Annotated in this window: 24 protein-coding genes; 8 read left to right on the top strand and 16 right to left on the bottom strand. The window is 48.9% G+C overall.

The genetic code is table 11. The annotated features are described in order from the left end of the window. Nucleotides 1-73 precede the first annotated feature (73 nt). The 3 genes from QGG23_07385 (at nucleotide 74) to QGG23_07375 (ending at nucleotide 3990) form a co-directional block, all read left to right on the top strand. Entirely contained in the window at nucleotides 74-1420 is a 1347-nt protein-coding gene (locus QGG23_07385; protein MDP6049247.1) for a bifunctional 5,6,7,8-tetrahydromethanopterin hydro-lyase/3-hexulose-6-phosphate synthase, read from the top strand. A 48-nt stretch (nucleotides 1421-1468) separates the two neighbouring features. Then, a complete protein-coding gene (locus QGG23_07380) occupies nucleotides 1469-2599 on the top strand; it encodes a transglutaminase-like domain-containing protein (GenBank protein MDP6049246.1) in 1131 nt (376 codons plus the stop codon). A gap of 137 nt (nucleotides 2600-2736) precedes the next feature. After that, the gene (locus QGG23_07375; GenBank protein MDP6049245.1) at nucleotides 2737-3990 is read left to right on the top strand and encodes a cation:proton antiporter; all 1254 of its coding nucleotides are present in this window, start codon (nucleotides 2737-2739) and stop codon (nucleotides 3988-3990) included. Between the two features lie 268 nt (nucleotides 3991-4258). Here QGG23_07375 and QGG23_07370 read toward each other — a convergent pair whose 3' ends face one another. The 6 genes from QGG23_07370 to pyrF all read right to left on the bottom strand — a co-directional run bounded on the left by QGG23_07370 (nucleotide 4259) and on the right by pyrF (nucleotide 9004). After that, nucleotides 4259-4987, bottom strand: coding sequence for a transcriptional regulator (locus QGG23_07370; GenBank protein MDP6049244.1), 729 nt, complete (start codon nucleotides 4985-4987; stop codon nucleotides 4259-4261). 41 nt (nucleotides 4988-5028) lie between these two features. Beyond that, nucleotides 5029-6003, bottom strand: a complete 975-nt coding sequence (locus QGG23_07365; protein MDP6049243.1) for a thiamine pyrophosphate-dependent enzyme — start codon at nucleotides 6001-6003, stop codon at nucleotides 5029-5031. Nucleotides 6004-6014: 11 nt separating this feature from the next. Continuing rightward, nucleotides 6015-7232 (bottom strand): pyruvate ferredoxin oxidoreductase, encoded by a 1218-nt coding sequence (porA, locus tag QGG23_07360; GenBank protein MDP6049242.1) that lies wholly within the window; start codon nucleotides 7230-7232, stop codon nucleotides 6015-6017. After that, nucleotides 7232-7459, bottom strand: coding sequence for a 4Fe-4S binding protein (locus QGG23_07355; GenBank protein MDP6049241.1), 228 nt, complete (start codon nucleotides 7457-7459; stop codon nucleotides 7232-7234). The genes porA and QGG23_07355 overlap by 1 nt, the downstream gene beginning before the upstream one ends. Nucleotides 7460-7503: 44 nt before the next feature. Further along, nucleotides 7504-8052 (bottom strand): 2-oxoacid:acceptor oxidoreductase family protein, encoded by a 549-nt coding sequence (locus tag QGG23_07350; GenBank protein MDP6049240.1) that lies wholly within the window; start codon nucleotides 8050-8052, stop codon nucleotides 7504-7506. An 82-nt stretch (nucleotides 8053-8134) separates the two neighbouring features. After that, complete coding sequence (pyrF, locus tag QGG23_07345) at nucleotides 8135-9004, bottom strand: orotidine-5'-phosphate decarboxylase (GenBank protein ID MDP6049239.1); 870 nt, start codon at nucleotides 9002-9004, stop codon at nucleotides 8135-8137. A 113-nt stretch (nucleotides 9005-9117) separates the two neighbouring features. Here pyrF and QGG23_07340 point away from each other — a divergent pair, with 113 nt between their 5' ends. Next, nucleotides 9118-9669, top strand: coding sequence for a hypothetical protein (locus tag QGG23_07340; protein ID MDP6049238.1), 552 nt, complete (start codon nucleotides 9118-9120; stop codon nucleotides 9667-9669). A gap of 32 nt (nucleotides 9670-9701) precedes the next feature. On the opposite strand, the gene QGG23_07335 is transcribed toward QGG23_07340, so the two are convergent. Together QGG23_07335 and QGG23_07330 are read right to left on the bottom strand one after the other, a co-directional pair. Then, the gene (locus QGG23_07335) at nucleotides 9702-9914 is read right to left on the bottom strand and encodes a DNA-directed RNA polymerase subunit H (GenBank protein MDP6049237.1); all 213 of its coding nucleotides are present in this window, start codon (nucleotides 9912-9914) and stop codon (nucleotides 9702-9704) included. A 1076-nt stretch (nucleotides 9915-10990) separates the two neighbouring features. Further along, a complete protein-coding gene (locus QGG23_07330; GenBank protein ID MDP6049236.1) occupies nucleotides 10991-12589 on the bottom strand; it encodes a radical SAM protein in 1599 nt (532 codons plus the stop codon). A 226-nt stretch (nucleotides 12590-12815) separates the two neighbouring features. On the opposite strand from QGG23_07330, the gene QGG23_07325 reads away from it, so the two are divergent. Together QGG23_07325 and QGG23_07320 are read left to right on the top strand one after the other, a co-directional pair. Continuing rightward, on the top strand, nucleotides 12816-13901 hold the full coding sequence (locus QGG23_07325; GenBank protein ID MDP6049235.1) for a TIGR04084 family radical SAM/SPASM domain-containing protein: 1086 nt from the start codon (nucleotides 12816-12818) through the stop codon (nucleotides 13899-13901). A gap of 108 nt (nucleotides 13902-14009) precedes the next feature. Next, nucleotides 14010-14708, top strand: coding sequence for a thymidylate synthase (locus tag QGG23_07320; GenBank protein MDP6049234.1), 699 nt, complete (start codon nucleotides 14010-14012; stop codon nucleotides 14706-14708). Nucleotides 14709-14801: 93 nt separating this feature from the next. Here the strand turns inward: QGG23_07320 and QGG23_07315 are convergent, their stop codons facing one another. Genes QGG23_07315 through QGG23_07295 form a run of 5 tightly spaced genes read right to left on the bottom strand, consistent with a single transcriptional unit; the run spans nucleotide 14802 to nucleotide 18940 of the window. Continuing rightward, nucleotides 14802-15644: a uroporphyrinogen-III synthase gene (locus tag QGG23_07315; GenBank protein ID MDP6049233.1), complete on the bottom strand. Its 843-nt coding sequence runs from the start codon at nucleotides 15642-15644 to the stop codon at nucleotides 14802-14804. Beyond that, entirely contained in the window at nucleotides 15634-16362 is a 729-nt protein-coding gene (gene cobA / locus QGG23_07310; GenBank protein MDP6049232.1) for a uroporphyrinogen-III C-methyltransferase, read from the bottom strand. Before cobA ends, QGG23_07315 begins: the two co-directional genes overlap by 11 nt. A gap of 21 nt (nucleotides 16363-16383) precedes the next feature. Further along, complete coding sequence (hemC, locus tag QGG23_07305; GenBank protein ID MDP6049231.1) at nucleotides 16384-17295, bottom strand: hydroxymethylbilane synthase; 912 nt, start codon at nucleotides 17293-17295, stop codon at nucleotides 16384-16386. Further along, entirely contained in the window at nucleotides 17292-18278 is a 987-nt protein-coding gene (gene hemB / locus QGG23_07300; GenBank protein MDP6049230.1) for a porphobilinogen synthase, read from the bottom strand. The genes hemC and hemB overlap by 4 nt, the downstream gene beginning before the upstream one ends. Beyond that, nucleotides 18278-18940, bottom strand: a complete 663-nt coding sequence (locus tag QGG23_07295; GenBank protein MDP6049229.1) for a bifunctional precorrin-2 dehydrogenase/sirohydrochlorin ferrochelatase — start codon at nucleotides 18938-18940, stop codon at nucleotides 18278-18280. The genes hemB and QGG23_07295 overlap by 1 nt, the downstream gene beginning before the upstream one ends. A 468-nt stretch (nucleotides 18941-19408) precedes the next feature. Between QGG23_07295 and QGG23_07290 the strand changes: the two genes are divergently transcribed. Beyond that, nucleotides 19409-20599 carry an MFS transporter gene (locus QGG23_07290; protein ID MDP6049228.1) on the top strand — a complete coding sequence of 397 codons (1191 nt, stop codon included), beginning with the start codon at nucleotides 19409-19411 and terminating at the stop codon, nucleotides 20597-20599. Nucleotides 20600-20932: 333 nt separating this feature from the next. On the opposite strand, the gene QGG23_07285 is transcribed toward QGG23_07290, so the two are convergent. Then, nucleotides 20933-21397: a zinc-ribbon domain-containing protein gene (locus QGG23_07285; GenBank protein ID MDP6049227.1), complete on the bottom strand. Its 465-nt coding sequence runs from the start codon at nucleotides 21395-21397 to the stop codon at nucleotides 20933-20935. 296 nt (nucleotides 21398-21693) lie between these two features. Here QGG23_07285 and QGG23_07280 point away from each other — a divergent pair, with 296 nt between their 5' ends. Continuing rightward, on the top strand, nucleotides 21694-22629 hold the full coding sequence (locus QGG23_07280; GenBank protein ID MDP6049226.1) for an amidohydrolase family protein: 936 nt from the start codon (nucleotides 21694-21696) through the stop codon (nucleotides 22627-22629). Nucleotides 22630-22725: 96 nt separating this feature from the next. Here the strand turns inward: QGG23_07280 and QGG23_07275 are convergent, their stop codons facing one another. Together QGG23_07275 and QGG23_07270 are read right to left on the bottom strand one after the other, a co-directional pair. Then, a complete protein-coding gene (locus tag QGG23_07275) occupies nucleotides 22726-22953 on the bottom strand; it encodes a zinc-ribbon domain-containing protein (GenBank protein MDP6049225.1) in 228 nt (75 codons plus the stop codon). A gap of 177 nt (nucleotides 22954-23130) precedes the next feature. Further along, the gene (locus QGG23_07270) at nucleotides 23131-23292 is read right to left on the bottom strand and encodes a hypothetical protein (GenBank protein ID MDP6049224.1); all 162 of its coding nucleotides are present in this window, start codon (nucleotides 23290-23292) and stop codon (nucleotides 23131-23133) included. Nucleotides 23293-23512: the final 220 nt, after the last annotated feature.

Raw genomic sequence — 23512 nt, 5'->3', positions numbered from 1 at the left:
TTGTGACACCTAGAGGGCACATTGTTTTGGAAGGGTTTTATACATGGGTATTCCCATGCTTTCAGAGATATTAATGAGTGATGACAAAAGCCTTCAAAGGACACCAGGAAAGATAACTCAGAAACAATTCAAGTTTCTCGAGAGCCAAGTGGAACAAGGAAGATTCGGGTCCATGAGCGAGGCAGTAAGAGCAGCAATCGATAGGTTCAGCGTTAGCTCATCTTACAAAGGAGGCGCCTTATTAATTGGAGAGGCTCTGGTGGGAAAGGGAGACGAAATAGCACACATCGATCTCATGATCGGGGACAAGCAGGGCCCCGTGGGTTATTCCTTTGCCCAATCCTTGAGTCATCTCTCTGCCGGACACACTCCCCTCCTCGCGGTGATCCGCCCCAATCTCACCCCGAAGCCCCATACAGTCATCGTCCCCAAGGTTACGATCAAAAACATGGAGGATGCTGCAAAGATCTTCGGGCCGGCCCAATCAGCCGTCGCAAAGGCAGTAGCTGATGCCGTTGAGGACGGTATCATTCCAATGGCCATTCTTGATGACTGGGTAGTCATCGTCAGCGTTTTTATCCACCCAAAGGCTAAGGACGAGCGGAGAATATGGCAATATAACTACAGTGCCACCAAGCTTGCCTTGAGCAGGGCTCTCCAGGCCTATCCGCCCTGGGAGAAAATCCAATACGATAAGGACAGGGTTAAGCACCCCCTGATGGGCTTCAGACCCCCAAGGCTCTGGAGGCCCCCATATCTTCAGATTGCCTTAGATAACCCAAATATCGAGATGATCAAACAAGTCATAAAGAATGTCCCAAGGAACGACAACGTGATCCTTGAGGCGGGGACGCCTCTCATAAAGAGATACGGAGTCCAAGTTATCAGAGAGCTCAGGAAGATCAGAAAGGACAGCTTCATCATAGCCGACCTTAAGACCATGGACGTCGGGAAAGTAGAGGTGGACATGGCATTCGAGGAGACCGCAGATGCGGTATGCTGCGCTGGGGCAGCATCATCTGCCACCATAGACGAATTCATCTACGAGGCCCGGAGGCTCGGGATCTACTCATTCCTCGACCTAATGCAAGTGGATGACCCTGTGGAGAAGCTGAAAGGACTCAAGAAAATCCCTGATGGGATCATCTTCCATAGACCCATTGACACTGAGCATAGGGGTGCCGAAGTCAGATGGGGCTATATTTCAAAGATCCGGGAGGCCTTCCGGGACAGCAAGCTTCTCATCGCTGTTGCAGGGGGCATCCGTCCCGATACTGCCCAGTTCGCCCTAGAAGCAGGCGCCGATATCCTCATCGTGGGACGATACATTACCCAGTCCAAGGACGTGGAAAGATCCGTGAAGGAATTCCTTCCGCTGTTACAGGGGGACATAGACCTCTTTAGGGTCCACATTGAATGAGCAGTAAGATACAAATACCCTGCTTCAATCTTTCCTCTGAGTCCCGGTTTGAGAGCCAAGGCAGTCGCAACCATTCTATGCTTCCAAATCTTCTTAGGAGCCATCCCAGGAACGCTAGGAGCCAAGCCGTCAAGGTACTTGTTCAAATCCACATATACCTTCGAGAACCGGGGCGAAACCCCCTATATCATCGTCAATGATGACGCTGAGGTCCCTTTGTTCGTTAATAACGACCGACAGAAGGCTATTATAATCCATGCAAGCCATGAGATTTTAGAAGAAATCCACGGAGTGAAGGGCAAACCGGTGGGATACCTGGATTTACCATCGGAAATTGAGGCCGGCGGATCCCTTGCCTTCTCAGTGAAATATCTTATAGAGTCAGGAGGGATAAAACGTCCCATTATCGACCCTATGGAATCAAAGGCGTTGAGGGATATTCCAGAAAGATTGGTGGATAGTTATACTTCTGAGACAGAGACCTTTAGGTTGAATGATGAGATCGAGGGCCTAGCTTTAGAGCTTATGGACGGGAGCACTGATGTACTTGAGATCGTCACGGATGTCCTTAACTGGGTGATCACTCGGATTACCTATCGAAATTTTGAGGTGCCACGCTATCCTGATGAGACCCTTGAGAGCCTCCAAGGAGACTGCGACGACCAGGCGATCCTTATGATCTCAATACTTCGCAGTCTCGGGATACCCGCCTTCCTACAAATTGGGGTAGTTTTCAGCGAGAGCATCTCAAGCGAGTCATCCTCCTGGGAAGGCCACCTTACCTTCGTACAGGACGGAATAGGATGGCACGGGTGGGCCATGGTCTACATCCCCCCATGGGGCTGGATCCCCATAGACCTAACCCTCACCAACGCCAAGGATCCCCTAGACATGATCAAGAGGGCACCTGAGTACTCGAGCAACATAGTCACAGCATTTAACGTCTCCGAGCACCACTATATCGCGGAAAGCCGCAGATCCCGGGAGAAGGTTGTAGCCAGCGAAATTTACATCACTATCGCCGACATAGCCACTGTGAACGCCAATATCTCCTTTTGGAACAGCTATAACATCATCGGAGCCTTTGTAATAGGGGGCACTATCCTCGTTGGCGTCTTTATGTTTATTTCCAAGAAAAGACCTTACATATGCATCAGTGCATATCCACACCCTTGTTAAATGTCCTTTATTATTTGATGTAAAAGTTCAACAGTGGATGTCTAAAAAAATGAATATATATCATCACTGTGCCCTAAATGCCCACATGCGTCCGGATAGCTAGGTTTATCTTATAAAAGAATGCTCGGTGTGCCAATTTGATCCCCCCGGAAAAATTCCTGCTGCTAGTCTCCTCAACCCTTTTCCTCAGCTATGTGAGTGGCCTAGTCTACACCAAAACGAAGATACCAGACATCCTCTGGCTCTTGGGGTTTGGCACTGTTCTGGGACCAATATTGGGTATCTTCGAAAAGGAGAGTTTCGTTTCGGTATCGCCTCTCATGGGGGTGATTGCCATCTGCATAATCACCTTCAACTCGGGGATAGGGCTGGATTTCCGGATCCTACAGAAGACCTTTCTAAAGTCCGTCGCCCTCACGCTTACTACATTTTTTGCCATAGTCATTGTAATTGGCTTGGCTATCAGCTTCATAGCCCCGGGGAGCTTCAGTTTAATCGAGGGAATGCTCTTAGGGAGCATGGTGGCTGGGATCAGCACAGTCGCCGTGACGAGCCTCATGGATGGCCTCAGTAGGCTCTTCCCCAACATGGAGAGTTCTCGGGCTCTCCTAATGCTAGAGTCTACTCTATGTGACCCCATAAGGATGGTGGCTGCCATCACCCTAATCCGGATGATCATGCTCCCCGGGGTCTCCATTAGGGACAGCGCGAGGGATATCGTGTTCACCTTCGTAATGGGATCGTTTATAGGCCTTGTCATAAGCATGTTCTGGGCTGAGGTGCGAAACAGGCTCATGGGTGAGCCATTTAACAACATGATAACCCTCGCAGCTCTCTTCCCCACATATTTCCTCGCGGAGAACCTAGCAGGTGACGGAGCTGGGACAATGGCAGTCTTCGTCTTCGGGCTAGTCTTAGCTAACTATAAGCAGGTGGCTAAAGGGCTTAAAATCAACAAGAGCCTCAGAACAGACAAGCAAAGTCTTATCGATTTCAACGAGGAAATTATCTTTCTCCTGAAATCCTACTATTTCGTCTATATCGGTCTAATAGTTATCATATCAACAAAATATTTCCTGATTGGTCTAGAGTTAGTAATGATACTAATTGCTATCAGATACGTAATAGCCTCCTCCATCGGAAAGTTCATGGGGTTCACCATCGAGGAGAAGGTAATATCTCGAATTGTCTATACACTGGGGACATCCACCCTTGTAATGTCCCAGCTCCCCTTGATCTTCGACCCGGAAATGAACTTCATAACCAACCCCGGGATATACCCAGACCTATGCTTTCCCATCGTCATTGGAACTCTGATCTTCTCCTCAGTCGTAAGCCCTATCATCGCAAAGAGACAGCTTGAAGCGGGGGGGCCTAGCGCCTATAATTGAGAAGATGAGGAGCCCCTTCTTTCCTTTAGACGGTATTGATCGGCTCAACCTAAACCGTTGTGGATATCATTGATCCTTAACACGAATTGTCGCATGTCCCCGTTTAAGGTTCATCAGGTTCTCTCTAGTTCCCCTAACATCATGCTGCCGAGGGACCCCAGATCAAAAAGTTATTAACCCATTGTGATCGTTTCACGCATAGGTTAGATTATGAAAAATCCGACCAATACTTGATTATACAGGAAATTAATGAAACGGGGATCCCCATTTACTCCTGCGTGCCCCGATATAGGTCTAAAAGAGATTGTACGAGCGCGTCTTCGCTCTCTAATCGAGAAATAGCCAGTGGAATACCCTCGCTACGGGCAAGAACTATAGCCAAAGGATCGATATCCCCCTTAGCTCCGTGGAGTATTATGATACGGGGTTTGAAAGGGCTGATCTTTACCGCGATCATAGGGGATCTACCGTGGCTCACACCAATGAAAATTAGAGCCCGCTCGCTGGTAGTCCCAAAGATCCTGTAGAAGTCAAGGCCTGAGAGAGTTTTGATCGCCTTAAGGCTGTCGATCACCGTGTATCCATAGACCTCCTGCTCGAAGGATCCCTTCCCTACGAGAACTTCGCAGTCTAGAGCCGTACAGATCTCACCGATTTTGACAGGTGCCACGAATTCCCTGATATCGCGGAACACGTCACCTGGAGTCAAAGCTATCCTAGACATCTGCTGCACATAGCGTCCTCCCTTTCTATTATCGATCTCCAGTAGAGCCCTAACGAACCGCTTGATGAAGGCACTCCCAGGAGATCGCCTGCGCCCTGTCTCATAGTCACTTATTACAGAAGGGGAGAGCCTGAGTTCTTGAGCCATCTCAACCTGATTGACCTGGAGAAGACTCCGCCACTTTCTCATGGTAACTCCCGGATTCTGGGCTAAAACTATCTCGCCGGCTACACGCTTAGCAAGCATTTCTGTGACGGAGTCGTTGGATAGCATCTGGTAAGAAAAAAGGGTAGATGGTTAAAAGGGTGGAGGGCTCAAACACCGGCCTTCTCCAGTAAGATCTCCCATTTATGGTCAACCCAGACCTGGATGCTATTAATGAGGTCGTCACGCTTTTCAGGCCTGAACAGGTGCCGGAACCTTCCCTGGGACTTTAAATAATCTTCCACAGGTTTTTTTGAGGCTGGTCTCTTGGCTATCCCGGCGCTCGGCCCAGAGAGCTTGTAGAGGGGTCGGCCGTCATCTATTGTACACTCATAGAGTGGGAAAAAGCATGTCTGAGTTGCCAGCTTTGAGAGGGAGACGGTCTGTTCCATGGGATATCTCCAGCCCCTTGTGCAAGGGATGAAGGCGTGAAGGAATGTTGGGCCCTCGACCTCGAAGGCCTTTCTTGATTTTCTCATAACGTCCATAGGCCACGCAGCGTTCATGGTTGCCACATAGGGAATGCCGTGGGCGATGACAATATCGTCGATGGGCTTATGCCACTCCTTTTTGCCGGGGATGACGCTGCCCGCTGGGCTCGTCGTGGTCGAGGCCGCAAAGGGCGTCCCTCCGCTTCTCTGAACCCCAGTGTTCATGTAGCCCTCATTGTCCAAAAGGACATAGGTAAAGTCATGACCCCGCTCTAATGCACCTGACAGAGCTTGGAGCCCAATGTCGTAGGTTCCTCCGTCTCCGGCGAAGGCGATGACATCTAGGGTTTCATACTTTGCTAGAGGGCCTTTCCCTTTCTTTCTCTGGGCCTGCCATGTAGCCTCAATACCGCTCGCAGTGGCAGCTGCATTCTCAAAGGCATTATGAATCCAGGGTATATTCCAGGAGCTGTATGGCATTATGCTGGTGGCTACCTCCAAGCATCCTGTCGCCGTTGTGGCAATGGTGGGTCCCCGGGTCGCCTTAAGTATCATCCGTACTACGATGGAGTGTGCACAACCGGCACAGAGTCTATGGCCAGAGGCTAACACTTCAGGTTTCCTCGAGGCTTGCTTTAGATTAAGGTCGCTCACCAATAATCCCCCTAAGGTATCGCTCCTACGTAGTTCACTGCCTCAGGTGCCTTTCCTGTGTCCTTAATCTCAAAGAGGTTTTCAAACATTCCCCGGATATATTGAGGATTTGTGTCCCTTCCTCCAAGGCCATGAACGTAGTTGGTGATTATGGGTTTTTCAGAGAGATGGTAGAGCGCTGCCTTCATCTCTTCATATAAGGGACCTCCTGGAGCCCCAAGGCTCAACGACTTGTCTAATACTCCAACCACAGGTAAGTCTCCGAGGGCCTCAATTATTGCATCAGTAGGGAACGGCCTAAATACCCTCATCCTAATGAGGCCGGCCTTTACCCCCTCATCTCGAAGCCGGTCAACTACATACCTCACGGTCCCCATCGTAGAGCCAAGACCGAGAAGGGCAACCTCAGCATCCTTCATATTATGGGGGTGAAGCAGGTTGTAGCTCCTCCCAGAGACTTTTGCATACTCTGTGTCGATCTCTGGGATCACATTGAGGGCGTTCTTCATGGCCTCAACCTGGTGGAGCTTATGCTCGAAATAATAATCCTGGAGGTCTACGGGGCCGAAGCTAAGGGGGACATCAGGATTGAGTCTCAATTCTGTCTCTCCCATGTGCCCCTTCACTGTGATGAATTCACGTTCACCTACAAAGTCTTTAGCGACTTTGTCTTGGAGCGTGTAGACATTCTCCATGGTGTGGCTAAGTGTGAAACCGTCTAGGCAAACCATCACCGGGAGCAACACGTCCGGGTGCTCCGCTATCCTCCACGCTGTGAGGCTAGCGTCATAGACCTCCTGGCTGTTCTCACAGTGGATCTGAATCCAGCCGCTATCCCTGGCGCCCATGGAGTCGCTGTGGTCATTGTGGATGTTAAGGGGCCCCCCTACGCTACGGTTAGCCACTGCCATGATTATAGGTAACCTAAGGCCCGACGCGATGTGAGTGATCTCCAACATCAATGCCAACCCGTTCGCGGCGGTTGCTGTATAGGCTCTCCCCCCGGCGGCAGAGGCGCCTACGCAGCAGCTGAGGGCGCTGTGCTCCGACTCTACTGAGACAAACTCAGTATCTACCTCGCCGTTGGCTACGTACTCACTGAACCTCTCAACGATTATCGTCTGGGGTGTTATGGGGTACGCTGCGACAACGTCGGGGTTTACCTGCTTTGTTGCGTATGCCGCCGACTCGTCACCATTCAAGCCTATCAAAGTTTGTTTTGTGTTCATTATTTTCTCACCATCTCAATGCACTTGACAGGACATTCCTCAGCGCAGATACCACAGCCCTTACAGAAATCATAGTTGACAATGGGATCTCCATCATCATTCATCGCTATTGTCCCCTCTGGGCAAAAGTAGTGGCAAAGGGTGCACTGGGTACATCTCTCTAGATTAATCACAGGATTTTCCACACCCCAGTCTCCTGTCGGATATTCTAGGGAAGATTTAGTCATTACTGCTCCTTTTGGGAGATTACTTGCCCCGGGATTCTTGGAACTTATTCTTTGCCAACCTCCACGTACGCGGTTTTTATTAACTTCAAGTTGAGTTCACCGATTCGCCCCGTGAATCGTTTTCCTACAGCCCACAGTATAGAGTCAAGTGCCACTATCTCAGTCGTCCTCACTACTGCCCCAAGCATGGCGGTGTTGGTTATAGGTCGCCCGAGAATTTTTAAAGCGAGGCTAGTAGCGTCGAGAACATAGAGTTCCCCTTGCTGCACCCCTAGGACTGCTCTCATCTTTTCTTGAGATTTGTCAGTGTTCACAACAATCTTGGTATCTTGCGTCAATCCCTCGAAAACGGAAGGACCCATAAGGGTAGGATCTAGGACCACAACGACGTCAGGCTCATAAATGCTAGAATGTAGGTGAATTGGATCTTCGCTAATCCTTGTGAAAGCAGTTAACGGCGCCCCAGATCTCTCAGGTCCAAAGGCGGGGAAGCTCTGAACATATTTCCCCTCAATCAATCCGGCCTGGGCGAGAAGCAAAGATGCCGTCCAAGCCCCTTGACCTCCCCGGCCGTGAAAGCGGATCTCGATCAGCCTTTCTCTCAAATGTGACACCCGCGAAATCAGTCTTGTGTATGTAACGCACTATTAAAATATAGTCTTAAAGCGGGAATTATCAGATCAACTGTCTCCTTATCTCATTTAGTTCATCACGTTTTCTTAAGGCTTGGGCCCCAGCAGCCTCGGCAAACCGCACCCAATCCCAGGCAAAAGATTCATATGCAAAGTTGATTGCCCTTGATGAAGATATTATAAGACCATCCCCATTGCCGTTGGAGCCGCACTCGAGGGCTGTCTTTGGATCGCCTCCCTGAGGCCCCAGCCCAGGGGACAGGATCAAACGCTCCTCCCCTATAATTGATCTGATTTCCCCTAGCTCAGTGGATGCAGTACATCCAACCACAAATCCATTGCACCCATGAGCCGCGGCGTCACGGGCAAGCTTTAGATAGAGTGGCTCCCCGCCCACTGTCTGAGACATGTAATCGTGGGCCCCAGGATTGGACATCCGGCATAGGCTGAATATCCCCTTGTCCCTCTCTCTAGCCCAGGTATATATGGCGTCGCTTCCGTTTTCATACCCCGGGAATGGATTGAAGGTGACCGCGTCGAACCCTGCATCGGTTATCCAGTGGAGGCCCGCAGAGTTCGTGGATCCAATGTCAGAAAATTTGATATCTAAGAGGGCAAGACACCCCCCATCGTGAATTGCCTCAACGATCTCCCTGAGGTCCTGGAAGGAAAATGTGTAGAGGATAAATTGGGCATTAGGCTTTATTATCGGGGTATAGGGAGCGACGGCTTTGATCACGTCGAGGCAAAACTTTTTGGTTCCTTCAATTACCCCATGATATTCGATCAGCTTCGAGGGAATCACGTATTTATCTCTCATTTTAGAAGTGACAGGGTCAAGCCCAACGCAAAGGAAGCTCTGCTTCTCCCTACTTAGCTCATAATATCTCTTCACGAAGCCTTGGCCTAGCATGTCAAAAGTAAATTCAGTTCATAGAGTAATAAAAGCTCTCTAGAGGATGCTGAGGCGGGTTATCCGATTGTTTTTAATCAGATCAAAGGAAATATCCACAGGAAGATGCAGACGTGGTAATGGTGAGCGGGGAAGACGAGATGCGGAAACTCCTGAAGATTCGTCAAAACTTAGATGATAACATTCGGGAATTGGAAGGAGAAATTAGGGATCTGAGGAAAGCCATAGCAGAAATCGACAGGAGCATTGTTAGGCAGGGATTCCGAAATCCTGTGCCACCAAAGATTGAAACCCAGCTAGATAGTGAAGACAAAGGAATATCTGTAAAATCAAAGGATGGTGTGACCCTGGGTTACATGCGTATCGACGATGAGATCATTTTGTTCAAACCCGTGGAGAGCCTCGCGTTCACTATCTCGATTCCCCCCTTCCAGGCATTCTTTCTCGAGAGAGTACTGGGAAACATGAAGGCAACGGATGAAGCAAAGGCCGCAGGAGGAGAGACCCCATTTGGGGAAGTGCTATCGTTCGAGGTGGAAACGGATAGCGATAGAATTACAGGTATCACCATCAGGAATTTCGGTGACGAAAGGCGACTTAGGGAGATCCAAAGCAGCTTACGCTGGGCCTTAGACAAAATGTACGAGAAGCTTATCCAGAACTAATTCTTGAAGAAGTGTCCTGCTAATATTATCGATCATATGACGTAGCGATAGGATACTGAAGTGCCTGCGGTCTGGCTTTCTAGATTTATCTGGATTACGTCTCCTGGTTCGGCTCCAAGTATTATTGCAACGGGGTCGCTAAACTTTATCCGTGGGTATTTGTATAGCTCGGAGTGGTACTTTTCCATTAGTGCCTTCTTGCCCTCCTCGGTAACGAGCTCGGCGTTAGAGACGTACTTATGCATAAAGAGATCGAACGTGGGTAAGGAGGGAGGTATCAACTCCACATTTAGCTTTGGCGCATTGGCCTTAGCCGAATAAGTGTATTTGCCACCGCCCACCATGATTCCCTTTGTAGCTTCAGCCTCCACGACAAGGTCTCGGAGCTCCCGAATGAAGGCTATTCCAATGGTTTTCTGGTTGATGAGAATCTGCATAACAAATGTCTCCTCGCCTCGGCTGAGATTGTAAGTTATTGTCTGATCTTCTTGTTCACGTTTCTTGACTTTGAGATTCCTATACTTTAGAATTAGGTTTGCTCGCTTTTCTTCGTCAGATTTCGCTTTCCTAGACACGGTAGATCAGTCCTATCTCGCTTTTAGGTGCTTCACGATGGGGGCCCGCACCTTCCGAAATATGCGATATCCACAGAACGGACATCGAAACGATATGTATTCTTCTAGCTCCTTGAAATTGACCCGACGGCCACAGCGGACACACTCGTAGTCTGGGCCACTTTTTAGTTCAGGATCGTTAGTGTTTCCTTGTTCGTCCATGAAATCCCTCAGATGCAAATAACAACTTTCAGGCTCTGATTAAAACATATCGTATGTGATAAACGCTTTGATTGGTTGAATACTATTTGTTTGAAGAGTGTAAAATAAACAATAACACACTCGTGAAAAATGAGACAAATGAAGAAAAGAATTTGCTTAATTAGCATGGTATATCTAGCAATAACTGGGACTCCATTTTCCGCGTACGATCTAAGGTTTTGCTCGACCGTGTTTTCCACCTTTGAGGGTTTCTGAAGATGCTTATTCTTGATATATTGACATTTATTTTAGAAAATTAGGCACATTTTGAATCTCCCTTGTTAATAATGGATGAAGGTTATAATTAGAATTAAGGAGAAGTAAAACAGTTCACTGGTTACAATATCTTTTACTAGGGTCGCGCACGATAATTGAGCCAGCTGAAAAGGTTTCAGACAGCGTTTATATCCTTAATTGTAGGATAAATGTACGCTTTAAAGATGTAGAAATAAGGGAAGTATCGAGGTTTTTTAAAATCGGCTGTAAAATCATCTTTCATCTGAGGCCTAAATTATAAGGGTCCCTATCACGATCCTTTCAGTGACCATACCAGAAATCTCCACATCAACAACCTCCCCTTCCATGCCTAGAGCCCGCTGAACCAACACTACGGGTCCATGGAGCATAGGATAGGCGACATGAAACCGGTTGTCTTTCAAGTACGGTTCAGCAATAACTGCCTTGATACGAGTCCCGATCAGTTTCTCCTTGAGCCCTGAATTGGCCCTAAGTGCTGCATCATAAACCAAGCCACTGAGCGGATCCTTTGCAGAAGGGGGCGCCCGCGGCAGATCTTGGTATGTCGACATGGGAAGCGGCTGGAAGCGGTAGAGGATGATCCTCGAAGCCCCCGCAGCCACGCTATCATCAATGGCCCTAACAGTCGCTTTGACGGTTTCGTAATTCTGCCCGGGCAAACCATGAATGAAATAGACATAAGGTTTAAGACCTGCTTTTCCAAGCCTCCTAACAGCTTCTAGGTTCTCACTCGGCGTGGATGATCGTCCAATGATTTTACTTTGTATTTCCGAGCCCGTCTCGAAGCCGATATTGACTGGTGTCCCGGATAAATACTTGCCCAGTATTTTTGCGGCCTTTTCCATAACGAGGTCTCCTTTGAGATTCTCGATCATCAGGGATGCCTCTCCTTCGGCTATGGGAGCCAAGTCTGATAGTCCTGAGAGCAAGTTTTCTAGGGCCTCATAGTTGGGTTCTGGGCTCCTGGGATCTGTTAATGGTTCAGGCTCTACCTGGAGATCCCGACCATAATCAAGGAAACCTGGGGCGCTTAAAACTATTCTGCGGACTCCCTCCCGAAGGAGATTTTCTACCTCTTCATAGATCTTTTTGACTGAGCGACTTTTTGGAGGGCCAAACAGGCTAGGCACTGAGCAGTATCCGCACCCAGGAGGCAGGCTATGGGGACAATCGTATCTCGACTCCAGCCCTCCGGAGCGGCAGAGATCACAAGCGTTACAGGTCTCTTCCGAGAGGGATCCCTGAGCTCGATGATAATTACTACATCCCCTAAGGACCTCAACATAGACCCTAGCGGCGCGGAAGAGGGGGTAGCTGGTGATGGTGTGTGTCGATGGGGTGAGGCTGTCGTATTCCATGCGGCTCATTCTTGGTCTGAGAGGGTTGACCTGGGTACCGTTATCCGTCCTGTAACTTATCCCTTTGACCAGGGACAGCTCGCCCTCCGCAGGAATTGTTCCTTCGTTCAGTCCTAGGCTTAGAAGCTCCAACAATGTGAGCTCGCCTTCCCCGGTCACCGCTAGGTCCGCTTTAACTCTTTGAAGGATTTCTACATCCGAAGCAATAGGTCCTCCGATGAGGGCGGGTCCCTTTGACTCTTTTTTCCATCGCCTTATTATTCGCCTGACGGTAGGAAGGTCAGAGGTCATTCCTGTGACCAGGAGCAGATTGTAAGTCGATAGGTTGAACTCTCGTCTATTTACTTGCTCAATGGGGGCGACCGTCGGTTCTATTCCTATGGATTCTAGGACGCCTGCAATGGTCCGTGAGCCCGCACCGATTACGTCTCGTGTCGCTTGCCGTTTTCCTTTGCCGTAGGCAAGGGCGTCCACAATTAGGGGGTTCACGGATTCATACCTCTATGAGGATTGAGATAAACATTGTCCGTTTGATCTTGTATGGAGTTGTTAGGTATTTTGGCGAGCGCTGCAGCTTTGGTACAATGACGGGATTATCGCTAAAGTCTCCGTTGAGAATACAGACTCCAGACAACAATTAATTGGTTAAAATAAAATCAGTTTCCGCTGGCGATCATATAAGGTTTTTATCTGACACAAGGAGTCTGATTTTTGCATGCAATACCACCTGATCCTCACTGAGAAGTGTAACCTCAGCTGCGCATATTGCGGGGGAACGCGCCACATCGAGGGGCTCCCTTTGGATCCATCATATTCCATTCAGGAGCTTAAGACCTTCATTTTGGGAGATCCCGAGCCGGTTATAGGGTTCTACGGCGGAGAGCCCACCCTAGCCCTAGGGTTGATGGAGGAGGTCATGGATATCATTCCAGCGAAGGCTTTCACACTTCAAACTAACGGTACCCTTCTAACAGAGATAAGTGACAAAAATCTCCATGGGCTCCACTCTATCCTTATCTCAATAGACGGGGGGAGGGAAGTAACTGACTATAACCGAGGTGCTGGAACCTATGAGGATGTGCTCCGGAACGTCAGGGATGTTAGATCTAGGGGCTTCGAGGGAGACCTTGTGGCAAGGATGGCGTTTTCCGACCATGGTAATATATACAGGGATGTGATCCATCTTCTCCAGTTATCTGACCCACACTTCGACCACGTCCATTGGCAGCTTGACGTATTCTGGTCCGACCTCGAGCAGAGGCCCCATGTAGAAAATTGGCTTGAAGGATACGACGAGGGGATAATGAGGCTTATCGATCATTTTCATGAATCCCTACAGGAAGGCGTTGTGCCTGGCATGGTCCCATTCATACCATTGCTAAAGAGCCTCCTTACCGGAGAGCCTACGCCACACATTCGTTGCGGTGCCGGAGCCACAAGCTTCACCATCATGACCAATGGGCGAATCGAGGCCTGCCCCATTGCGCCGGAGCTAAAGTTCAATCATGTATCAAATCTTCAAACAGGGAATCCTATGACATTGAAAAACTCTATTGATATGTTGTCCCCTTGCACGGAGTGTAATTATCTCTGGGTTTGCGGTGGGAGATGCCTATTTGTAAATATGACCAAGTTTTGGGGAGAGGAGCTATTTGAACGGGTTTGTCACACCACAAAATCAATGATTCGAGGGCTGGAGGGGATCACTCCCAAAGTGAAGGCTTTGATCGAAGAGGGAGTTATAAATATCGACTATTTCGATTATCCCGAGATCAACAACGGGTGCGAGATAATACCTTAAAGCTAGTGTTTTAACAGGGATTTTTTCATTTGAGTGGAAGGTTATAGTAATAATGTAATACTCCAAACAATATACAGTTTAAAGCAGCATTATTGTGGGGTGTGAAAATTGAATTACGCAACTGTCAAAACCTTTGACATTCCCGGAGCTTGGTACCGGACCCTGGAGAAAATCTGGATGAACGGGGACGACTTCAACGTGGGCTATGGCTCTGAGATCACGATGACTAGAAAGCTCAACCTAAGTATCCGAATCACCAACCCGGAGAGTAGACCACTCATTGCTGAGAAGGCCCCATGTGATATGAAGTATATCAACTCTTATGCACTCCAGTACCTCTGGGCAGGGGTCAAGGAGGAGGGAGAGACCTATACCTACGCGAGTAGGCTCAGGGAGCCTGTTGACCAGATCACACAGGTTATTGAGAGGTATGTCAAGGAGCCCCAGGACCGTCAGCTCACTATGGTGATCAGGCAGCCCCAGGACATCCATAAGACACTGGAGGGCAAGAAGCATGAGCCGCCGTGCCTCACCGTAATGGACACTGAGCTTCTTGATGGGAAGATGCACCTTACCTGCTACTTTAGATCATGGGATGCCTATGCAGGGCTCCCAGCCAACATTGCGGGTATCCAGGTGTTCAATGAGGCCCTGGTCAGTGAGCTTAACGACAGAGCGGGCACTGATTACACTACAGGGGAGCTGATCTTCCACTCAAAAAACTGCCATATTTATAGCCGTCTCAACGACCTCGTGGAAGAGATCATAGCGCCAGGTGAAGACGCAAGACGACAGCGGAAAAAATAAGCATTATTTATACCAAGAGAGACAAGTTTCAAAGAATCCTAATTTGCGGGATCATAATCTATATTTTCATATAATCGCGTATCAGTGCCCTTTCTACAGGTTATTTGCCTTTCTCTCAGCCAATTTCTTCGTCAAGGCCAAGATAAGGGCCTCTGTGGAATGTTCACTCGAGATCACGTCGACATGTACTCCATACTCAATAAAGGCCTTGCTTGTAACAGGCCCGATAGTGGCGACGATTGCATCGCAAAGACCATCCCTCAACTCATCATCTAAGGAATGGGCTTCGGCAATCTTGAATAGGTTCTTCCCTGTTGATGCACTCGTGAAGGTCACCGCGTCAACCTCCCTTCTTACAAGGGATTTGATGAGGTCGAGCGCGGGACCTACACTGTCGGGTATTTCAGATATGTAAGCTGTAACCTCGTCCACCTTAGCTCCTCTCTTTTCTAGGACGCACCGGAAAATCTCGTCAGCATTACTCGAGCGGGGTATCCCAATATTCAATCCTTGTAGGTCTATTTCAGAGAGACTATTCAGCAATCCCTTGGAGCTGTGATCGTGCGGGACAATCTTAACTTCAACGCTGTGAAGCCTGAGCGCGTCCTGTGTTTTGTTCCCTATGGCGACAACTATGACATCACCTAACGCCTTCAGAAGATTGTGCTTCAGCCTTGCGTCAGCTGCTACTTGGAAGAGGCTCCTGACGCTTTTGACACTCATGAAGATGAGTATGTCTATGTCTCCGTGTGTGGCTTTTCGGATGAATTCTTCGACCCTTCCAATGTCCTCAGGAGGACGTATCTTTACCGTAGGGGCTAGGCGGGGGACTCCTCCAAGACTCTTCACGAGGTTGGCCATGGCCGTGTTATACCCTACAGGTCTGGTTATCGCCACAACCATCCCTCGGAGGGGGAGCTCAGGGTCAGTCTTCAACCCAACGGATCTCCTCTCTGAGCTCGACAACTCGGCCGATTATGGTGATTGCAGGTGCCTTGATGTCCTCTGCCCTGGCCTTAGCCTCAATGGTCCCGAGGGTTCCTGTGATGGTCCGTTGATCCGCCATTGTCCCTTTTTCAATAAGGGCAACAGGGGTCTCTGGGTCCTTACCTCCGCTAAGGAGTCTCTGTACGATGCCTCTCAGGTTCCGGACCCCCATCATTACAACGAGGGTGTCCACGGATTGAGATATCTTCTCCCAATCAATAGTCTCCTCTGTCTTGGTGGAAGCCTCATGGCCTGTGATGAACGCGACGCTAGAGGAGATGTGTCTTTGGGTGAGGGGTATCCCTGCGTAAGCAGGAACGGAAATGGCTGAAGTGATGCCGGGGACGATCTCATAGGGTATACCCTCCCCGCTGAGGAACTGGGCCTCCTCACCTCCCCTGCCGAAGATGAAGGGGTCTCCTCCCTTGAGCCTTACGACGCTCCCGCCCTCCTTGGCCTTTTCAACCAGAATCTTGTTGATCCTCTCCTGGGAGATACTGGGCTCGCCAGGATGCTTCCCAACGTAGATAAGTTCGCATACGTCTTTGGCAAGGTTGAGGGTATCATTGCTTATTAGGCGGTCGTAAAGGATTACATCTGCGTCCTTAATGAGGCGCGCAGCCTTGACTGTAATGAGTTCAGGGTCCCCCGGACCTGCTCCGACAATGTAGACTTTATTAACCGTGTGCTAATTCCACCTGTCTACTATCTTTGAAGCTCCTTGCGCCATGGCCTCTTGAGCAGCGCTTTTCCCAAAGGCCCTCGGATCGGATGTTTCACCTGACTTAGTGAAGTGGTATCTTTCTTTCCCGTCGGGAGAAAGAACTGAGGCATATAGCGTCATCTCCCTTGCCAGCTGTACCATGACTCCTATAGGGGTACTACAACCTCCTCCTATAGTCTCCATGAATGATCTCTCGGCTTCGACCGCTGCACAAGAAGGGAAATGTGTAATGACCTCTAGGACCTGGATGGTCTCCAGATCGTCCTCTCGAACGACTATAGCAAGAGCCCCCTGACCCGCCGGGGGCGTAAAATCCTGGAGGGAGAGGCGTTCCTTGATGGTGTCTTGTCTATTCAACCTGAGGAGGCCTGCCTCAGCGAGGATGAGGGCGTCGTAATGGCCCGCCTCAAGCTTGTTGATTCTGGTGTCAACGTTGCCCCTAATGGGACGGATATCTAAATCGTCTCTGAGGTATTTGAGCTGGGCCATCCTTCTAGGGCTGCTAGTCCCTACGATGGCTCCAGTTGGAAGATTATCTAAACCTCCGTGCCCGACTGAGATCAAGGCCTCATAGGGGCTATTCCGCTTAGGAACCGCAGCGATAGTGAGACCCTGCGGAAGCTCTAGGGGGAGGTCTTTCATGCTATGGATGGAAATATCAGCCTCGCCTTTAAAGAGGAGTTCGTCCACTGCCTTCGTAAAGACCCCTTTCTGACCCAATTCCATAATGGGCTTGTCTCTGTTGAGGTCTCCCGCTGTTTTGACTATCTGGGCCTCCAACGTGGCGGATGGAAAGTGTCTCCGCAGCTCTGTCGCCACGATCTCCACTTGAATGAGGGCGAGCCTGCTACCTCGGGTGCTCACCTTCAACATCATTCGTTAGCAAGCCACCTTGAAACTTCTTTCGCCGAATAGGTGAGGATCATATCGGCCCCAGCCCTCTTAATAGCGGTGAGGATTTCCAGAGTGAGTGCAATCTCATTTATCCAGCCGTTCTGAGCAGCAGCTTTAACCATCGAATATTCACCACTCACATTGTACGCGGCAATAGGCATTCTGTATGCATCCTTGATCCTTAGGATGACATCGAGATATGCAAGAGCCGGCTTCACCATTATAATATCAGCTCCCTCGGCTACATCGAGCTCAACCTCCCGTAGAGCCTCATCCGAGTTAGAAAAGTCCATCTGGTAGGCGCCCCTGTTCCCAAAGCTGGGAGCCGACTCAGCTGCTTCCCTAAAAGGAGCATAAAAGTTTGAGGCCATCTTAGCCGAGTAGGCCATGATAGGTACTTTGCTGTGGCCATAGGCATCCAGAGCCTCTCTTATGGCTCCAACTTGACCGTCCATCATGCTAGAGGGGGCTACCATGTCAGCACCGGCCTCAGCATGGCTTACAGCGGTCTCGCGTAGCAGTAGGAGACTTTTGTCGTTAATTATAGCCTCATTCTCCACGATACCGCAGTGGCCGTGGCTCATATACTCACAGAGGCAAACGTCAGTGATTACCGTGAGGTCATCCCCAAGGCGAGACTTTATTGCGCTTGTGGCGAGCTGAATGATACCCTCCTTTGCGTAGGCCTGGGAAGCTATTTCATCCTTGTTTTTAGGGATCCCAAAGAGAATGACCGCCGGTACCCCTAGAGATACCGCTGTCTCAGCTTCCTCAACAATATTCTGGAGAGGATGCTGATATTGTCCGGGCATCTTACCTATGGGCTCTTTGCTTGATAGGGATTCCTTCACAATCAAGGGGTATATTAGGTCTTCTGGTGAAAGAGAGGTCTCCGTAACCATGGACCTTATCTTAGCGGTTCTCCGTAGCCTACGCATTCTAACGGTAGGAAATGTTAATTCAATCACTCTCCTTTTGATTCGCTGAGCGTTCCAGCAGACTCCTGAAACGCTTCTAAAACCTCCATAGCTCTAACTTTAGCCTCCGGAAGATTTCCCTTGGCCAAGGAACTCTGGACATAGGGGTCTTTGGCTACTTTGTATAAAGCATCGCGCCTGTTACCTTGGCCTGGTATCTTCATTTTTGCAATATTCCGGGAGTAGTCTTGAAGATCGACACCTAAGACATCCTTTTCCGTGATATGTACCTGGATGTGTTCCTTGATCAGCTTAGACATAAGAGGGCTTCGCCCATCAGTGCAGACCCCAACCCTAATGCTCCCTCTACGGGCGACGGCAGGAAAATAGAAATCACACAGATTGGGCTTATCCACAGCATTGACTATGACGTTGTTTTCTCTGGCTGATTGCGAGACCAACTTATTGATCTCCGGGGAATCCGTAGCGGCGATGACTATTGCAGCCCTAGATATATTTGTGGATATAACGTTTGAAGCTTCAAGATCGACCTCAACGAGTTCTATCTGATCGTTTATCCCAAGGTCACGGAGATCATCTGTAAATCCTTGGCTTATAACCTTGATACAAGCACCATGCTCGAGGAGTCGCCTAACCTTTCTCTCCGCAATTTTGCCTCCACCAAAGACAACAACAGATTCTCCCTTGATTCTTAGATCGATTAGCAGTGTAGTTTCCTCCTTTATTCCTCATCTAATGCATGGTTACTAGATATTCTAAGCTTAGGGGGATTACAGTATATAGAGCACGCACCTTGTGCAGGGTTGAGGCATATGGCAAAAGTCTCGTGGCGGTCTTTCGAGGATAGCGTCCCTGATTCGGCCTAAGAGAGCTTAAAAATTCGATTTAGGCCTTAATCCAGACCTTTGAAAAAATTAAGTTGGATCAATGGAACGTATCTGCAATAACCTTCATAGCATATTGAAAATATTGGCGATTTCTATAGTATGCATATCATAGTTAATCATTATTTGATGATATGTAATTAGAGACATTACAGGCTGTAGATGACACCCAAGATTCATCGGGACATATGAAAGATTAAAGGTTTGATGCAAAAGACCATGATGATCGTATTCAGATAGATTTAAGAAACCTTGGAATCGACCCCCATCAGGATGAAGTCGAGCAGATACTCATGGGTGTTATTGAGCTTCGTCTTCCTCTCATTTATGTCTCTCCTGGGGTCCTCCGTGACTAGGGATCTGCGCCCCCTCTATTTCGGAAGGGTAGGAGCGAATCCAGTCCAGATAGGGTTGCTAATGGCAATTCCAGATGTAGTCTCCATTTTCACGCGGGTTCCTTCCAGCTCTTTGTCACACAGACTAGGGAGATGGCGGATGATGCTATTCACCCTTATCCTAATGCTGGTGTCCACAGGTCTCTTCGCTTTCGTCCGGGACCCCGTCTGGTTCTATCCCCTTGTCACCCTGGGGGCGTTCTCCTGGGCGGCCTTCAGCCCCGTTGTTATAGAGCTGGTATTGGATCATTCCACAGCTAGTACCAGAGGGGATGTTTTGGGCCTCTTCTTCACATCCATTGGGGCCGCGATGTTCGTGGGTCCCCTCATCAGCAGCCTCCTGACGACGGTAATCGGGCTACGTCAGCTGTTTTTGTTCGCGACTGTGATCCCTGTAGTGACGCTCCTCCTTTTCCTCGTGGTAATCAAGCCGGAGCAGACTGGAGAGAGGCAAAAGAGGGGATATAGGGGAATGGGGGAAGGGAGCATCAGAAGGATATTCAAGGTGAAAAACTTTGCCGCCCTCTCTGTAGCAAGGATCGCGTATTCTCTCTCTATAGGGATCTTCTCCACAATCTACCCGGTCTATGCCGCGGGGAGCTTGGGTTTCACGCCCTCTGCGATTGCGCTCCTGTTCACTTTCAGGGGAGTGACCAATGTAATGCTTCGGATACCGGCGGGGAGGCTCTCTGATAGGATTGGTCGAAGGAAGCCTTTCATCTTTGCCATTGCTTTGGTGGTGGTGGTGTATTTATTGTTGGGAACCGTGGAGAGTTTCTGGCCCTTAGTGGTTGTGATGTCTCTTTTCGGGGTGTCCTGGGGGATGAGGATGGCGCCTTCAATGGCGTTGGTAGGAGACAGCGTCCTAGACGTGGATAGGCCACTCTCCCTGGTCCTATTTATGTCCATGTACGACCTCGGATCAGCTCTGGGGTCTCTCCTAGCCGGGTTCAGCAGCACCTTTCTCTCTCATCGGACCCTGCTGCTGATCTGTCCACCTATTCTTCTTGGGTCTCTGCTGGTATTCATTGTTTTCTCGAGAGAGGTAAAACATGGCTCTAAAGAATGAGAGCAGTGAATTTCAATATTTATTGTTGTAACAAATCTCTAAATTAGCACACGCGATCTCCTAGAAATAGTAAAATGGTAAAAGCCCAAACGCGTTCGCAGTGGCTCTTTTTTCTTATCGTTTTTAAGGTTATTGAGAAGAGTATATGTTGGTTTAAAATTAGTCCCCTGAATTCTTCGCGCGCGCCTTCTAATGTCCGAGTATACCCTTAACCAACGTCCAGAAAAGTAGGGCACACCAGGGCTGAAAATAGGCTTAGGATATAAAATTCAAAGTACATTCCAACAGTAAAGGGAATAACTCTTGATGTTCCTGAAGTTCGCGCAAGGATTTTTAGTTTCTGCATCGTCTGCTTTTCCTGTTGCAATATGGACAACCAGTTCCTCTAGTTCTGCTTGCTAGAGTAGCTTCCCATTCATGCTCTCGACTGCACATCCACCAGACCTTCCTGCGGCTTCCTGGAGTAATCTGATATGGCGTCAAATTCCCGTTCATAGTCGGGTGCCACTCCTCTGCCAATTCAGGATATTTGTCTTCCAAGCTTCCACTTCGTTTCAACACTGCTTTCCTAAGTATTCCGCCTCGTTTCTCATTGGCGCAGTATGGGCAACCAGTTCCACTTGTCCTGTTAGCTAGAGTAGCTTCCCATTCATGCTCTCGACTGCACATCCACCAGACCTTCCTGCGGCTTCCTGGAGTAATCTGATATGGCGTCAAATTCCCGTTCATAGTCGGGTGCCACTCCTTGGTCAGCTCAGGGTTTTTTACAGCTAGGTTATGATTTGCGGAAATCTTCAACTCAGATAAATTAAGGTGCTGCAGCATAAAAGACTCGCTAAGCGCGCGTTTGGTCTTGTTAGTTATGAAATGTACCTTGTTCACAACATCAGGTGTAGAAAGGAATTTCTTTGAATATTTTCCTTTCAGAATGACTTTAATTTTCCAATACTGATAGTGTGATCATGTAATTTTTCTCTATAACCATTATCCCATTCGAACCCCTGGAAACCTAATCGATGAGAGATGTCTATACCACGGATACCCTGGCAAGGAACTGTTTTTGAATGCCCATATAACCCATAACGTGTTGCAGATTGACGTACAAATGGAGATACACCGGCCCTATCTTCGACGCCCACACCCATATCGGGACCATCGACAACATTACCACAATGATTGCACTCGAAGACGAATTCGGGGTCTCAACCCAGATCGGGATCGTCCACAACGAGGAAGGATTCCAAGCTGCCAAGAAGTTGTATCCCCGTAGGTTCATCTATGCAAAGTACCTCTCCCTTAACAATATAGCCCGATACAACGTGGAGCCTGTCCTTAACGAGATATCAGATATGCGAGAGCAGGGTTACTCCGTCGCCAAGGTATGGTTCGGCCCACGATGGCGCGACTATCGCGAGGGTGTCCCAAGGGATTTCAGGATCGACCACCCCAAACTATCCCCCATCTTCCATGCCCTTGAGGAAGACGGAATACCCTTCATCATCCACATGGGGGACCCTGACACCTATTACGCATCAAAATATCAGGATGTGGAGAGGTATGGTACCAAAGAGGAACATCTGAGACAGATGGAAGAGGTTGTCTCCCGGCACCCTGGCTTGATATTCCAGATCCCCCATTTCGGCGCGCAACCAGAGATACATCGCTTGCCTGAGTTGGCCCGGTGGATGGATGAGTACCCTAATTTCGTGGTGGACACAGCATCCTCGAGATGGATGGCAAGAGAGCTGAGCAAGGACACGGAGAAGGCCCGGGAGTTCATGATAAGATACCCGGAAAGGGTCCTCTTTGGGACCGACCTTACCTCCGAAAGGAGTGCCCGGAACTATTACTCTGGCAGATACGTAGCGCAGAGAGTCCTCTGGGAGACAAGCGAACGGGACACCCCGCTGCCTTTCTCCGATGCAGATACAAAAGACATCGGAGGAACTTTCATCAATGGCCTCGATTTACCCCACCAAGTCCTCAAAAAACTGTACTGGGAGAACGCAAATCGGATCTACAGGACATAAGACCACCATGCCCTTGTAGCGGTGAAAGAGACCAAATTCATTTACACAACTAGAAATGATTCAAAGTGCGGGGAGAGGGATTCCCACCCAGATTTACTAGTAACAATCGCGCGCAAGATTTTTTTTATTTTCTGCGTTGCCTGCGTTCCCTGTATCAGTGGGACAACCAGTTCCACGTGTCCTGCTTTGTATCTTTGCATCCCATTCATGCCCTCGACTGCACCTCCACCAGACCTTCCTGTTGTTTCTTGGAGTAACCTGCTCTGGTGTCAAATTCCCGTTTCTGGTTGGGTGCCATTCCTTGGCTAGTCCAGGATGCAGCACAGCTAGGTTATACTCAGGGGAAAGCTTCAACTCAGATAAATCACTGTGCTACAGCATAAAAGACCAGCCAATAAACTGTGACGTGCACGTTGTAGCCCCTCTGATGTCCCAATATTACATTATCGGACATCATGAGGGGCTGACAAACACGCGTGGTAGATTTCAGTATGAGATCTTTTAATTCTGAAAAAGGTTCCCGAAAGAGACGAAGTCGATTCCCTTTAGGATAATTAAGCCGTCATAGAGGGCAGATCTCGCCGCCTTGAAAGTGAGACCGGAGAGGTTTATGTCCTTCCTTACACCGAACTTTCCCCTAGCTAAAACGGCCACTTTCCTCAAGATTGAAACTTGCATTCAGCGGGTCCATGAATGATACTAACTCTTCCAACGAAGGTTGCAGGAATTAGCCTGGGAGCAATCCAGATTAGTCCCCGGCGATTAATCTTTATAGTAATTACATGCAGATTTTACCTGTGAGCGTTTTATATGGATATTCCTAAGAATTGGCCTGACTACGTTCCCCATACCATTGATTACCCTGATATCCCGCTCTTCAGAC

It is taken from the genome of Candidatus Bathyarchaeota archaeon (genome assembly GCA_030739585.1).
Taxonomy (GTDB): Archaea; Thermoproteota; Bathyarchaeia; order TCS64; family TCS64.
This window is presented reverse-complemented; position numbering and strand designations above follow the sequence as displayed.

What these genes read in the sequence shown, in the direction of transcription:
- porA (MDP6049242.1), bottom strand. Translation starts at nt 7,232, where the DNA reads ATGAACACAAAACAAACTTTGATAGGCTTGAATGGTGACGAGTCGGCG.
- QGG23_07325 (MDP6049235.1), top strand. Translation starts at nt 12,816, where the DNA reads ATGCAATACCACCTGATCCTCACTGAGAAGTGTAACCTCAGCTGCGCA.
- QGG23_07385 (MDP6049247.1), top strand. Translation starts at nt 74, where the DNA reads ATGAGTGATGACAAAAGCCTTCAAAGGACACCAGGAAAGATAACTCAG.
- QGG23_07290 (MDP6049228.1), top strand. Translation starts at nt 19,409, where the DNA reads ATGAAGTCGAGCAGATACTCATGGGTGTTATTGAGCTTCGTCTTCCTC.
- hemC (MDP6049231.1), bottom strand. Translation starts at nt 17,295, where the DNA reads ATGATGTTGAAGGTGAGCACCCGAGGTAGCAGGCTCGCCCTCATTCAA.
- QGG23_07335 (MDP6049237.1), bottom strand. Translation starts at nt 9,914, where the DNA reads ATGCATAAGTACGTCTCTAACGCCGAGCTCGTTACCGAGGAGGGCAAG.
- QGG23_07355 (MDP6049241.1), bottom strand. Translation starts at nt 7,459, where the DNA reads ATGACTAAATCTTCCCTAGAATATCCGACAGGAGACTGGGGTGTGGAA.
- QGG23_07370 (MDP6049244.1), bottom strand. Translation starts at nt 4,987, where the DNA reads ATGCTATCCAACGACTCCGTCACAGAAATGCTTGCTAAGCGTGTAGCC.
- pyrF (MDP6049239.1), bottom strand. Translation starts at nt 9,004, where the DNA reads ATGCTAGGCCAAGGCTTCGTGAAGAGATATTATGAGCTAAGTAGGGAG.